The sequence below is a fragment of the Yoonia sp. 67-2 genome, from assembly GCF_035117555.1.
Classification (GTDB): Bacteria; Pseudomonadota; Alphaproteobacteria; order Rhodobacterales; family Rhodobacteraceae; genus Yoonia.
In genome coordinates, this window is sequence record NZ_JAYKPK010000001.1 from 42,658 (window position 1) to 55,419 (window position 12,762).

The 12,762-nt window shown below is 61.0% G+C and carries 15 protein-coding genes and 2 tRNA genes; 7 read left to right on the plus strand and 10 right to left on the minus strand.

What is annotated here, in order from left to right; genetic code table 11:
* Entirely contained in the window at nt 1-2,316 is a 2,316-nt protein-coding gene (locus VOY09_RS00230) for a hypothetical protein (protein ID WP_322892900.1), read from the minus strand.
* A 188-nt stretch (nt 2,317-2,504) separates the two neighbouring features.
* On the opposite strand from VOY09_RS00230, the gene VOY09_RS00235 reads away from it, so the two are divergent.
* Nucleotides 2,505-2,921, plus strand: coding sequence for a VOC family protein (locus VOY09_RS00235; protein WP_322892899.1), 417 nt, complete (start codon nt 2,505-2,507; stop codon nt 2,919-2,921).
* A 92-nt stretch (nt 2,922-3,013) separates the two neighbouring features.
* Nucleotides 3,014-3,523 (plus strand): MgtC/SapB family protein, encoded by a 510-nt coding sequence (locus VOY09_RS00240; RefSeq protein WP_322892897.1) that lies wholly within the window; start codon nt 3,014-3,016, stop codon nt 3,521-3,523.
* 33 nt (nt 3,524-3,556) lie between these two features.
* On the opposite strand, the gene VOY09_RS00245 is transcribed toward VOY09_RS00240, so the two are convergent.
* Nucleotides 3,557-4,540: a hypothetical protein gene (locus VOY09_RS00245; protein ID WP_322892896.1), complete on the minus strand. Its 984-nt coding sequence runs from the start codon at nt 4,538-4,540 to the stop codon at nt 3,557-3,559.
* Nucleotides 4,541-4,712: 172 nt separating this feature from the next.
* On the opposite strand from VOY09_RS00245, the gene VOY09_RS00250 reads away from it, so the two are divergent.
* Nucleotides 4,713-6,035: a sulfatase-like hydrolase/transferase gene (locus tag VOY09_RS00250; protein ID WP_322892895.1), complete on the plus strand. Its 1,323-nt coding sequence runs from the start codon at nt 4,713-4,715 to the stop codon at nt 6,033-6,035.
* A gap of 37 nt (nt 6,036-6,072) precedes the next feature.
* Here the strand turns inward: VOY09_RS00250 and VOY09_RS00255 are convergent.
* Nucleotides 6,073-6,156: transfer RNA gene (locus VOY09_RS00255), tRNA-Tyr, on the minus strand.
* 124 nt (nt 6,157-6,280) lie between these two features.
* On the opposite strand from VOY09_RS00255, the gene rlmB reads away from it, so the two are divergent.
* Nucleotides 6,281-7,057, plus strand: a complete 777-nt coding sequence (rlmB, locus tag VOY09_RS00260) for a 23S rRNA (guanosine(2251)-2'-O)-methyltransferase RlmB (protein WP_322892894.1) — start codon at nt 6,281-6,283, stop codon at nt 7,055-7,057.
* Nucleotides 7,058-7,260: 203 nt separating this feature from the next.
* The gene (locus VOY09_RS00265; RefSeq protein ID WP_322892893.1) at nt 7,261-7,677 is read left to right on the plus strand and encodes a CoA-binding protein; all 417 of its coding nucleotides are present in this window, start codon (nt 7,261-7,263) and stop codon (nt 7,675-7,677) included.
* Nucleotides 7,678-7,726: 49 nt separating this feature from the next.
* On the opposite strand, the gene VOY09_RS00270 is transcribed toward VOY09_RS00265, so the two are convergent.
* From VOY09_RS00270 to hisA, 3 genes are read right to left on the minus strand one after another with little or no spacing between them, the layout of a single operon-like run.
* Entirely contained in the window at nt 7,727-8,032 is a 306-nt protein-coding gene (locus tag VOY09_RS00270; RefSeq protein WP_322892892.1) for a phosphoribosyl-ATP diphosphatase, read from the minus strand.
* Entirely contained in the window at nt 8,029-8,787 is a 759-nt protein-coding gene (gene hisF, locus VOY09_RS00275; protein WP_322892891.1) for an imidazole glycerol phosphate synthase subunit HisF, read from the minus strand. The genes VOY09_RS00270 and hisF overlap by 4 nt, the downstream gene beginning before the upstream one ends.
* Before the next feature lie 8 nt (nt 8,788-8,795).
* The gene (gene hisA, locus VOY09_RS00280; protein ID WP_322892890.1) at nt 8,796-9,530 is read right to left on the minus strand and encodes a 1-(5-phosphoribosyl)-5-[(5-phosphoribosylamino)methylideneamino]imidazole-4-carboxamide isomerase; all 735 of its coding nucleotides are present in this window, start codon (nt 9,528-9,530) and stop codon (nt 8,796-8,798) included.
* Nucleotides 9,531-9,661: 131 nt separating this feature from the next.
* On the opposite strand from hisA, the gene VOY09_RS00285 reads away from it, so the two are divergent.
* Nucleotides 9,662-10,051 carry a DUF2147 domain-containing protein gene (locus tag VOY09_RS00285; RefSeq protein WP_322892889.1) on the plus strand — a complete coding sequence of 130 codons (390 nt, stop codon included), beginning with the start codon at nt 9,662-9,664 and terminating at the stop codon, nt 10,049-10,051.
* Nucleotides 10,052-10,086: 35 nt separating this feature from the next.
* Here the strand turns inward: VOY09_RS00285 and VOY09_RS00290 are convergent, their stop codons facing one another.
* Genes VOY09_RS00290 through hisB form a run of 3 tightly spaced genes read right to left on the minus strand, consistent with a single transcriptional unit; the run spans nt 10,087 to nt 11,821 of the window.
* Entirely contained in the window at nt 10,087-10,596 is a 510-nt protein-coding gene (locus VOY09_RS00290; RefSeq protein WP_322892888.1) for a lytic transglycosylase domain-containing protein, read from the minus strand.
* 2 nt (nt 10,597-10,598) lie between these two features.
* Complete coding sequence (gene hisH / locus VOY09_RS00295) at nt 10,599-11,237, minus strand: imidazole glycerol phosphate synthase subunit HisH (protein ID WP_322892887.1); 639 nt, start codon at nt 11,235-11,237, stop codon at nt 10,599-10,601.
* A complete protein-coding gene (hisB, locus tag VOY09_RS00300; protein ID WP_322892886.1) occupies nt 11,234-11,821 on the minus strand; it encodes an imidazoleglycerol-phosphate dehydratase HisB in 588 nt (195 codons plus the stop codon). The genes hisH and hisB overlap by 4 nt, the downstream gene beginning before the upstream one ends.
* A gap of 145 nt (nt 11,822-11,966) precedes the next feature.
* Here hisB and VOY09_RS00305 point away from each other — a divergent pair, with 145 nt between their 5' ends.
* The gene (locus VOY09_RS00305; RefSeq protein ID WP_322892885.1) at nt 11,967-12,551 is read left to right on the plus strand and encodes an imidazoleglycerol-phosphate dehydratase; all 585 of its coding nucleotides are present in this window, start codon (nt 11,967-11,969) and stop codon (nt 12,549-12,551) included.
* A 65-nt stretch (nt 12,552-12,616) separates the two neighbouring features.
* On the opposite strand, the gene VOY09_RS00310 is transcribed toward VOY09_RS00305, so the two are convergent.
* Nucleotides 12,617-12,691, minus strand: a tRNA-Gly gene (locus VOY09_RS00310).
* Nucleotides 12,692-12,762 lie beyond the last annotated feature (71 nt).

Below are 12,762 nucleotides of genomic sequence, written 5' to 3' on the forward strand. Positions count from 1 at the left end.
TCAGCCGGACGGGATCTGCAAGGCATAGGTCGTGCCGCGTTTGACGTAATTCAACGCGTTTTCTCCGATGGCAGTGACCTGACCACCGTCAAGTTCGCTGCCAACCTGAACCCGGATATATTGCCCATTGCCCAGCCGGACCAGCGCGCGGCGGGCATTGGCCTGACCGTAAACGCCGATCAGATTGACATCGCGCATCCGGATTGCATTTTCCTGTGTCGCCGCGCGCGCAACGCCGCCGGGAACGGGGGCGTAGTTTTGCGGCGCGACGGGTGCTGCGACCTGTGCTGGCGGTGGCGCTGGTGCGGGCGCCGCGGGTTGCGGTGTGGCAGCAGGTGCTGCGGCCACTTGCGGTTCTGGTTCTGGTTCCGGCTCTGGCGCGGCGGCTGGTTGCTGGCGGCTGCGGGCGGCAGCGACAACCTGATCAAAATTGGTTGGCCGCAATGTCGGACGCAGCGAGGCGGCAACCGCAAGGGCAGAGGCCCCTTCCAGCGGGTCAGGCTCTGCAAATGCGATGCCCCCCAGCAGAGCGTTCACTTCGTCCGGATTGGTTGCCACCTGCGGCAGATCAGGCCGGAGCCTTGGCCGGATCGCCCCGGGCGGCGGCGCAAGGCTGGCTGTCGCGCTCTGGGTGCTCTCGGCGTCGGGCAGCAGGCCATTTAAGGCGACACCGCCGGGGGTGGGGGCGTCCGCATCTGCCTCGGCCACGTCTGCGGGGCTGGCCGTTTCAGGGCGCACGGGCGGCACAACGGGCGGTCGCCCTTCGATGACGGTGATGGTGTCATCAGAACTTTGCGCCAGATCGGTGGTGGCATCCTCTTCTGGCACCTCTGCTGCGGTTGCGATCTCATCAGCGGCGACAGCTTCGACTGACCCAGGACGTTCCCGGAACGGCAGATCAGGCAATCCGGCATAGACCACCGCGCCGTCGGGCGTGACGGCACCTTCTTCCGTGGCGCGCACAAAGCCTTCGTCATCAAGGTCAAACACGACATCGGCGGCAGGCGGATTGACCAGCGGTACAAAGCTCAGATCCGTGGACAAAGCCCCGATCGACGGCAGGGCAGGCAGCGCGATCTGGTCCGGGGCTTCGACACTGACAGGCCAAATGACGCTGTCATTGACCGTGGCCTCAGGCAGATCGACAAAGCGTGGGGCGCGTTGCCACACGCCGGTCGCTGCATAGACTGCTGCCGCTTCATCCGGGGTCAGGACACGGCCAATTGCGCGCGGTTCCGCCGGTGTCTCCGGTTGGATGGCAAGCTCTGCATCGGCGGTGTCGCTGACCAGCGGGGCAGGGGCCGTGTCCAGCGCCAGACGCGCATCATCGTCAGGCAAGGTCGCCGGGGGCAAGCTTTGATCCGGTGCGGTCAGGGCCAGATCGACAACCCCCGGTTCGGGGTTTTCCGCGCTGCTGATCGCGGCGGTTTCAACCGGCGTGTCGATTGGAGTGGTGGGGTCATACAGAGCCCAAAGAGCCAGACTCAGCGCGGCGACACTTGCCGCAATGGTGCCCGGTATGGCGAAAGACCGGCGCTGTCTTGCAGGCGCAGGCACATCAACGACGCCGCCCAAAATCACCGGGCGCGGTGATCCGGCCATCGGCACGGCGATCAGCGGCACCTCAGTCTGGAGCGGGCGCGCGTGATATTCGCTGATGACCCGGTCCAGATAAACCGGGGCAATTGGTGCGACTTCGTTGTGGGTGGCAGGGGCCTGTTGCGGCTGGGCCGGTGCCGCATCCGCGCCCTGATCCACGACCAGCAGATGTGACTTGATCCGCGTGCCGACCAGCAGCACCGGCAGTGTATCACGGTCAATCGCGCTATGCGGGCCAAGGATACGCGGCGCGACAGATGTTGGCCCGAAAAAGATTTCCTGCCGGAAGGTGAAAGGTTCCGGCACAGCAACAAAGCACACGGGATTAAACCCATGCGTCTGCGCGAAATCTTCGGCCTCTTTCAGCGTTTCGCGCGCGACAGCCGCGATATGTGTGCGCCCGCCAAAGCGTTCAAAGTCAATGGCCAATTCTTCTGGCTGGTAAGGTGTGGCACCGTCAAGCACGGCCTGAACATCGGCAAGCGTGGTCTGGGTGGAGTCAATCGCCAGATATTTGATCTGCTCGGACGGAATGACAATCTTGGTTTTCAAGCCTTCGGGGGCCAAAGCCTCGCCTTTCGCGCGCAGACGGGCCAAATCGGCTGCCAAATCGGCCGATAACAGCGAGGCCGTGCCCACGCGGCGCCAGCCGTCAGGACTACGTTGCAACAGGTCAATGCCTGCATAAGTCAGCGAAAGCGCAAAATTGATTGTCATATATAGCGTTTAGCAGGCTTCGGCGCGGGGGCAAAACCGATTTATTGCTTGGCTGGACACAATAGCATGATCCCGCGCACGGTCTGACATCATGATCTGGGGCTGGTTTCGCCGGATGTGGTTTTGTAATCCTGCCGGGGACGGTGTAAACGACTGCAAGCAACCCCTGACGACCAAAGGAAAACCTGATGCCTGTGCCATTTCACTTTGCCTTTCACGTGACCGATCTGGATGAAGCCCGTGCCTTTTATGGTGGCGCTTTGGGGGCTGTCGAAGGGCGCTCCACAGACACCTGGGTCGATTTCGACTTTTTCGGCCATCAATTGAGCCTGCATCTGGGCGAACCTTTCGCCAATGCCCCGACAGGCAAGGTCGGCGACCACATGGTGCCGATGCCGCATTTCGGCGTGGTGCTGCCATTGGACGACTGGACTCAGCTGGCCGGACGGCTGGAAGAGCGGCAGACAGATTTCATCCTTGCCCCTTCGGTGCGGTTCAAGGGCGAACCGGGCGAACAATGGACGATGTTCTTTCGCGACCCGTCAGGGAACCCGATCGAGGTGAAAGGGTTTGCATCAGACAGTGGCGTGTTTGCAAAAGGCTGACGCCTGCGCTGCGCCAGCCATGCAACATCTCTGCCTTTGGTGCGGGTCCTGCTGACCAATCGCCCGTCTGGGCATCATTGTAGGACCTCGCCATGTTTCAAGAAATCGGCACAACAATCGCCGCTGAATTTTCGGACCTGCCGGATGTGGCGACGATCACCGTCATCACGGTCCGGCTGGTGATTGCCGCACTTCTGGGGGGCGTTCTGGGGTATGAACGCGAACGCAAGGCGCGCAGTGCCGGTGTGCGCACCCATATGCTGGTCGCCGTAGGCGCGGCGCTGTTCGTGCTCGGGCCGGTGCAGGCGGGGATGGAGATCGCCGATATGTCGCGTGTCATTCAAGGCGTGGTGCAGGGGATCGGCTTTCTGGGCGCGGGGGCGATCATCATCCGTCAGTCGCGGCATCAGGTCGAGGGGCTGACCACAGCCGCCAGTATCTGGGCCACGGCCGGGATCGGCGTGATCGTCGGTCTGGGGCTGGAGGCGACAGCGATCCTGTCGACCGTGATTGTGCTGATCATTCTGGCCGTGGTGCCGATTGTTGTGCCGCAAGCGGCGCTGCCGCGTCAGACCGAGGATGAGACGCGCAGGCGATCATAGCCAGGATTTGCGCCTGATACCCAGATTGAGGGTTCATCGCACCCAGAAACCTGCGGCCTTGATCCGGTTGCGGATCGCCTGTTCGCGCCGGGGCAGGGCATTGCGGTCGAACAAGGCGCGCACTTTATGGCCTTGGCCCTGATACACCATCCGCTTGAACGGCGTGTGGTTTTTGAGAATTTTCTTGATCTTGTTGGGCGCGCAGATGTCTTCCAGCGTCGCAATCTGGTCATCGGTGCCGCGTGCGTAAAGCAGCGGCAGAAGCCGGTAATGGCAGGTCAGATCACCGTCAAGCCCCGCCAGTTCCGGCCCCGGCCTGCCGCCACCGAAACGATGGATCACCAGCGGCAAAGCCACCTGATCAAGCCATGGGTCCAGCGGCTGGATCACCAGTTCGGGCGGTGCATCATCGCGGATAGCCACCGCATATTCGGTGAACTTTTGCCCGAAGGCCGCAGGATCAGCCCCAAAGAACCATCCTGCGTTGAAATAAAGATAGCGCTGCCAGAATTCATCGGGCTGCGAAAGATCGAGCGACGTCTCGAAATCCAGACCGAATTTATCGTAAAGCGATTTCCAGATCGCGGTATAGCCGGGCCAGTACAGATCTTCGACCGGCCATGTGCCCGTCCGGTTCATGGATGCGGCTGGACGGGTGAAATCGAAACTGACCGCGCTGACATCGCCGGTCATCAGCGTGTCACTGTCAAAAAATACAAAAGGCTCGCCTGCGGGCAGCGTTTTCAACCCTTCGATCTTGTTGCCTTGCGGGTAGCTTTGGCCGAAATGATCATTGGTGAAAGGCCGCACCTCGGCGTCCAGCGCAGCCAGTGCTGCCTTGATATCGGGCGACATCCGCGGATCGTCATGCCACAGCGGCCCCGGCTGCGGTTCGGCCACGATCACGCGGCCGGCAAAGCCCGGTGCCTTGGCGCGCAGGCTCGCGACAAACAGCAAAGCCTCGAACTGCAACCTGCCGTTCTGGCCGACAATCATGATGTTGTAAGGCACGGGCATTGGGTGCTTTTCCATGTTCCATGGTATCGTGACCGCTGTAGCGCAAAGCAGGCCTGTGGTGCAACAAAGGCGATGATGAATGCCGCAGCTGCCTCTTTCTTGGTTTGGGCATTTGCGCCATAATCGGCGTGGGTCTGGTTCCATCTGCTGTATGCGTTGACGGGTATATGTTGTGACAAAGCCGAATGTGTTGTTGGTCAGCTTTGATGATGCGGTCGCCTATTGGCCTTATAAGACAGCGTTCAATGAACCGCTTCTGACGCCCCATCTGGACCGGATCTGCGCGGTTTCCACCGCGTTTCACGCCGCCTATAGCCCCGCGACGGTCTGCAACCCGGCGCGGGCCAGCTTCATGTCGGGCCGATCGACCCATCAACTGGGTGTTTTTTCCAATCAGGACAATGTCTTTGACAAACACGATCCGCGGATCATGTGGCCTTACCGGCTCAAGCAGGACGGCTATTTCTGTTCCTCCGGCGGCAAGGTGCATCACGGACATGCGCCGCTGCCCCAGCCGGTCCATGATATCCTGTATTCGGATGCGCAGAAGGATTTTACCTATGCGATCTCCAAACCTGTCAGAACGACCCATTTCGGTGGCTACAAGAACGGCGCCGCGACGCTTGATCCCGCTGATGACGATGTATTCTATGACATGCGATCAGCGGAATCGGCGATCACCTTTCTGACCGGCTATGACGGCGACGCGCCGTTTTACCGTGAGGTGGGCTTTCACAGTCCGCATAGCCCCTTTACGACACCGGCACGGTTCAAGGAAATGTATCGGCTGTCGCGGTTCCGGGAACCCGCAGACTGGGCCGGGGGATATGACAGCAACGCCTATGCCGACCGGGCCTTTCCCCCTCGCAAGGAACTGGTGAATGGCCGCAGCCGCTGGTGGAAACAAAGCCTGCGCAATTACTTTTCCGCCTATTCGCTGGTGGATGATCAACTGGGCCGGGTCTGGGACGCGTTGAAAGCGTCGCGGCATGCGCAGAATACGATTGTGATTGTCCTTGCCGACCATGGGTTTCACCTTGGCAATAAAGACCGGTTGCAGAAAAGCACCCTGTGGGAACAGGTCGCCAATGTGCCGTTGATCATCCATCTGCCGGGCCAGACAGAGGCACAGGTGATCACCGACCCGGTCAGCATGATCGACATCGGCCCGACTGTGCTGGATTATCTGGGCCTGGGCGAGATTGCAGGAACTGTCGGTCAGAGCCTGCGCCCCTATCTGGAACGCCGCGGCGTTACGCCCCGCGCGATTCCGACATTCTTTTACAACAACGCCGCGATCAGACAGGGCGACTATCGGATCATCCGCTATGATGACGCGACCACGCAATTATACAATCTGCGCGAGGATTACTGGCAATTGCATGATCTGGGAGAGGGGCACCCGGCCTATGCGGCACTTTACGCGTCGCTGGTAGTGACAGCGCGGCTGTGGGGTTTGCAGGTTGAGGGTGGGACATTCCCACAGGCCCAATAGCGCCGTGTCTGGCGAGCCGCATAGCAAAATGAGAAAATGGTGGGCGACCCAGGAATCGAACCTGGCGTGCGTCTCCGCGAGGGAGTTACAGTCCCCTGCCACACCTTGCGGCCTGTCGCCCACTGGCGCGGTGATTACCTGTGGCCCCCTATGCCGTCAACAGCAAAAACGCCGATTTTGTGCGCCCCTTCACAGCGGCGCCAATGTCGCGTATCGACGGGGCAAATGTCAGGACAGGTCGCGATATGAAAAAGCCGGATTGGGTGATTGCCAAGGAACAAGCCAAGCGTGTGGCTGCCAATGAAACCATCTGGCTGTTCGGTCTGCATGCGGTGCGCGATGCGCTGGAAAACCCCAAGCGTGAAAAGCTGCGCCTTGTCGTGACCCGCAACGCGCTCGAACGTCTGGGCGATGCCGTGCCGGCCAGCGGGATGGAGCCCGAAATCAGCGATCCGCGCAAATTCGCCGCGCCGCTTGATCCGCAATCGGTGCATCAGGGCGCGGCGTTGGAGGTCAAACCGCTTGATTGGGGCAGTTTACAGGATGTCGCCCTGCGTGAAGGCCCGATGCCGCCGCGTATCGTGCTGCTGGACCGGGTGACCGATCCGCATAATGTTGGCGCGATCCTGCGGTCGGCCGAGGTGTTTGGCGCGCGCGCAGTTGTGGCGATGCAGCGCCATGCCGCGCCTGAAACCGGGGCCCTGGCCAAGACTGCGAGCGGCGCGCTGGAGCGCCAGCCCTATCTGCGAGTGCGCAATCTGGCCGATGCGATCACAGAATTGCAGCAGATGGGCTATCTGGTGCTTGGCTTGGATGGTGAGGCGGATCTGACAATTGAAGCCGCGGTCGAGGGCAAGCGTGACCGCGCCATCGCGATCGTCATGGGGGCCGAAGGGCCGGGCCTGCGCGACAAAACGCAAGAAACCTGCGATGCTTTGGTGCGGATCGATGCGGCGGCTGCTTTCGGATCGCTGAATGTGTCAAATGCAGCGGCTGTGGCGCTTTATGCAGCGCGGGGTTGAGCGGGGCTGCGGTGATCGCGCGCATCACGATACTATCACGATGTGATGAGGGAACTTTTTGTTGCCTCATGCGCTTACCATATACCTCCCATGAGGCAGCTCTTGGAACCGGCTGTTTCAAAATCACTGTCCCTCGTTCCATACCTTGCGCCCGGGCTTAGCCTCGGGCGCTTTTTTTTACCAAACCACGATTGGATGCAGTCATGAGCGATGATCTTTTGCGCGATATCCTGACCCGGACCAAGGTGATTGCTTTGGTCGGTGCCTCGGCCAATCCTGCGCGCCCGAGCCATCAGGTGGCGCGCTATCTGGGCCAGCAAGGGTATCGTGTGATCCCGGTCAATCCGGGGCTGGCCGGGCAGGAACTGCTGGGCGAGGTGGTTTATGCCACGCTTGCCGATATCCCGGATGATGTCGATATGGTTGATATCTTCCGCCAGCCGGATGCTGTGCCTGCGCTGGTGGATGAAGCCTTGGCGCGCTGGCCTGACCTGCAGACGATCTGGATGCAGATTGGCGTGACGCATGAAGCGGCGGCGCAAGTGGCCCGCGCACGTGGTGTCGATGTGGTGCAGGATCGCTGTCCCAAGATTGAACTTGCGCGGTTATTCGGGCGGTAGGTTTCAGGGGCTCCGCCCCTTACCCCGGAGTATTTGCAGAAATAAGAAGTTACCTTTTGGCTTTTTCAGCGATGCCGGATGTGCCTTGGCGGCGGGCCAATTCGGCGATGACGTCCGACAATGGCACGTCGCGCGCGGTCAGCATCACCAGCAGGTGGTAGAGGACGTCTGCCGCCTCTGACGTCAGCTTTTCACGGTCGCCTTTGACGGCTTCGATGATTGCCTCAATCGCTTCTTCGCCGAATTTCTCGGCGCATTTTTCCGGGCCTTTGGCCAGCAGTTGTGCTGTCCAGCTGCTTGCCGGGTCCGCGTCTTTACGTGACGCAATCAGTGTGGCGAGATCGTCGAGGGTCATGGCCGCACCGCAATGCCTGCGGCGGCCATATGCGCCTTGGCCTCAGCAATCGTAAACGTCCCGAAATGGAAGATGGAGGCGGCGAGCACGGCAGAGGCGCCGCCTTCAAGAACCCCTTCGACCAGATGGTCGAGTGTGCCAACACCGCCCGAGGCGATGACCGGCACATCGACCGCATCCGATATCGCGCGGGTCAGGGGCAGGTTGAACCCCGATTTCGTGCCGTCGCGATCCATCGAGGTCAGCAGGATTTCACCGGCACCTTTTTCCACGACCGTGCGGGCAAATTCCACCGCGTCGATCCCGGTGGCGCGTCTGCCGCCATGGGTGAAGATTTCCCATCTGCCGGGGGCCACGGTTTTCGCATCAATCGCCACGACGATACATTGCGAGCCAAAGCGCATCGCGGCCTCGGCCACGACATCGGGGTTGGCGACAGCGGCGGAGTTGAAGCTGACCTTATCCGCCCCCGCCAGCAGCAGGTCGCGCACATCGTGATGCGTGCGCACACCACCGCCGATGGTCAGCGGCATGAAACATTGCTCTGCCGTGCGGGTGGCGAGGTCGAACATCGTGCCGCGGTTTTCATGGGTGGCTTTGATGTCGAGAAAGACCAGTTCATCCGCGCCCGCCGCATTATAGGCCATCGCCTGTTCCACAGGATCGCCTGCATCGATCAGATCGACGAAATTCACGCCTTTCACGGTGCGCCCTTCGGCGACGTCAAGGCAGGGGATGATGCGGGTTTTCAGCATGGCTTTGTTTAGGCTCGTCGCGCGGGTTCGGCAAGGACGCGCAAAGCCTCTGCCAGATCCAGCGCGCCGTCATAGAGCGCGCGGCCCGAGATTGCGCCAGCGATGACGCCGGTGTCGCGCAGCGCGGTCAGATCGGCCAGCGATGAGACGCCGCCAGAGGCGATGACGGGGATGCTGACCGCGCGGGCCAGATCGGCGGTGGCGTCGATATTCGGGCCTTTCATCGCGCCATCGCGCATGATGTCGGTATAGATGATCGCGGCGATCCCGGCATCCTCAAAGGACCGCGCCAGATCGGTGACCATCACATCGGTTTCCTCGGCCCAGCCACGGGTCGCAACCCGCCCGTTACGCGCATCAAGGCCGACGGCGACCTGGCCGGGGAAGGCGCGCGCGGCTTTGCGCACCAGATCAGGGTTTTCCACCGCAACGGTGCCCAGAATCACCCGCGCGAGGCCCTTGTCCAGCCAAGCCTCAATCGTCGCCATGTCGCGGATGCCACCGCCCAATTGCGCGGGGACTTTGCAGGCCTTCAGGATCGCCTCAACCGGGGCGGCATTGACCGGCGTGCCAGCGAAAGCGCCGTTCAGGTCCACAAGATGCAGCCATTCACAGCCAGCATCCACGAAAGCACGCGCTTGCGCGGCGGGGTCGTCGTTGAAGACTGTGGTCTGATCCATATCGCCATGCACCAGCCGCACGGCTTGCCCGTCTTTGAGGTCGATGGCGGGGTAAAGGATCATGGGCCGGGCCTTTCTGGTGGTTCGCGCCCGTTATGCATGGTGCGCGCGGGAATGCAACGCAGCGTCAGACTTGATTGCGCAAATCACTCGCGCGCAATCTGGGCCGAGTATTCAAGGGGGAGGAGACCCACATGAGACATCTTATCTTGGCCGCAGCAGCGGCCTTCGCAATGGCCGGTGCGGCGGCGGCGCAGGATGCGGCCATCGGCACCTGGCAGACCGAGGTGGATGAAGGATCATTCGCCTATGTCGTGATCGAACCCTGCGGTGCGGCTGTCTGCGGCAATATCGCGCGGACTTTCAATGCTGATGGCGAATATCAATCGCCCAATCTTGGGCGGCAGATTGTCGTCAACATGGCACCCAACGGTGACGGAACCTATGACGGGCAGGTCTGGCGGCCATCCAATGACCGGATCTATACCGGCAAAATGGATGTGGAAGGTGACGCGCTGCGGTTGCGTGGCTGCGTGGCTGGCGGCTTGATCTGTGCCAGCCAGAACTGGGTGCGCGTGCAGTAACCAAGATGGCCCCACCTGTCGGGGCCATTCTTTCCTTAAGCTGACCTCAGCCCGGTTTCGACCAGCAGACCCCGGCGGCGCGCCTCGTAATAATAGCCGCGCGCATACCAGCCGACGGCAGTCGCCTCGCTGCCGTCAGATACCAGCCATGCGCCGCGCAGATATTTGCCCGCATATTTCAGGTTCGTTTCCGCATCCAGCAGGTCGCGTGGTTCGCCCCGGAAACCCATCGTGCGGGCGGTCTGCGGAAGGATCTGCATCAGCCCGTAATAGGGCCCGTTGCGCGCGGCGGGATTATGCGTGCTTTCGCGGATGATGACCCGGTGCAGCAAGGTCACGGGCATGTCGTATTCATCGGCATAACGGTTGATCAGAGCGCGTAGCTGCGGTGTTTCATTAGGATAAAGCGGCAGATCGCGCGACGCAAAGGCCGCGCGCGACCCCATGTCGTTGTCGCGCCGCTGCACATCAGGGCTGGCGCAGGCGGCGGTGGCGGCAAGACCGCCCAGCAGGATCAGGCGGCGGGTCAGGCGTGAGGAAGTCATCACTAAGGTCTCCATGTCAGGAAATTGCCGATGATCCGCAAACCTGCGGCCTGGCTTTTTTCGGGGTGGAACTGGGTGCCGATGATATTGTCACGCCCGATGATCGCGGTGACATCACCGCCATAATCCACATGGGCCAGTCTTTGTGCAGGATCGGCGACCTGCATCGCATAGGAATGGACGAAATAAGCGTGTTCGCCGGTGGTGATCCCGTCCAGCACCGGATGCGGATGGTCGATCACCAGATCGTTCCAACCCATATGCGGGATCTTCAGCGCCGGATCATGGGGTGCGATCCGGCGGATATCGCCTGCGATCCAGCCAAAGCCTGTGGTTTCTTCATATTCATGGCCGGTGCTGGCCAGCATCTGCATGCCGACACAGATGCCGAAAAATGGCACGGCGCGCCTCGTCACCGCCTCGGTGATCGCCTCGGCCAGACCGCTTTGCGCGTAAAGCTGGGCCTGGCAATGCGGGAAAGCACCGTCCCCCGGCAGCACGATCCGGTCGGCGCGGGCCACGACATCAGGGTCAGAGGTGACGATGATCGGGCCTGCACCGACCTCTGACGCCATGCGTTCAAACGCCTTTTGCGCCGAATGCAGATTGCCGCTGTCGTAATCGACCAAAGCTGTGGTCATAGGCTGCCCTTGGTCGAGGGGATTGCATCCGCCATGCGCGCATCAGTCTCGACCGCCTCGCGCAGGGCGCGGGCGACCGATTTGAACGCGGCCTCGGCGATGTGATGCGCGTTGAAGCCGTGCAGCCTGTCAATATGCAGCGTGATGCCGCCATGGGTCGACAGGGCCTGAAAGAATTCGTGCACCAATTCAGTGTCGAATGTGCCGATCTTGCCGAAGGGCAGGTCCAGATTGCAGATCAAATAGGGCCGCCCCGACAGATCGAGCGCGGTGCGCAGCTGCGCATCATCCATCGCCAGATGACAGGACCCATACCGCTTGATTCCGCGTTTGTCACCCAAAGCCTGAGTCAGCGCCTGACCAAGGGCGATGCCCACATCCTCGACCGTATGGTGGTCATCGATATGCAGATCGCCTTTCGCGCGGATATGCATGTCGATCAGCGCGTGGCGCGACAATTGATCCAGCATATGGTCGAAAAAGCCTATGCCTGTGTCATTGTCATAGATCCCGGTGCCATCCAGATTGATGGTGACCGTAATCTCGGTTTCCGCGGTTTTGCGGGTGATTGTGGCTGTCCGCATAGTGCTGTCCCTTGCCTGTTGGCCATGTCTATAGGCGCAACGAGGGCCACCGCCAAGCCTGTCGGTCAAGCGCCAGCGCTTTTCAGCATATTTTAAGGTTTCTCTGTCAGTTTTTGCCTATTGCAGCCTCATTCAGGAGAATCCGATGAAAGCTCTGGTTTTGCGCGACTGTGCCGTGGCGGCGGCGGAAACTGCCGATGCGCTGGCGGAACGGGGGTTCCAGACCTATTGCGTCACCAGCCGCGATCTGGCGCAGGCGATGATCCGCGCGGTGGTGATTGACCTGATCATCATGGATGAACGTGTGGCGGGGCGGTTGACGCATGCGGTTGCTCTGTCAGCCGAACGGCGTAATCCCTATGTCAGCACGATCATGCTGGCGGATCAGTTTGGTGCGGCCAAGGGTGAGCTTCCTGATCTGATCCCGAGCCTTCACGCCCTGCTGGACCCGGATGCGAGCGCCGGAACACTTGGCAGCGTAGCCCTGTCCGCTGCCGCCAATATTCAGGAAACCGCGTTGCGGGTTGCGCAGAACAAGGCGGCGGATGCTGCCGAAGCGACCTGTGATGATATGGCCGATCTTGGTGCGCTGCTTGATGATCTATCTGATGCGGAACCCGATGAGTCGGCTTTTGCCTTGCCCGGTCTGATCAGGCTTGCCGCCATGCCCCGGCCAGGCTGGGGTGATCTTGCTAATCTGGCACCCCACCGTGCCAGTATCTGCGCCTGAGCAGGAATGCAAAAGGCCGCCCTGACAGGCGGCCTTTGCAGCTGGGTTTGACCCAGTGAACCAATTGGAGCGGGCGAAGAGATTCGAACTCTCGACCCTAACCTTGGCAAGGTTATGCTCTACCCCTGAGCTACGCCCGCATCCGTTGGTAGGGCGTGGATTACAAATAAGCCGGGTGATCCGCAAGGCCAAAATCAACGAGTGGTGCATT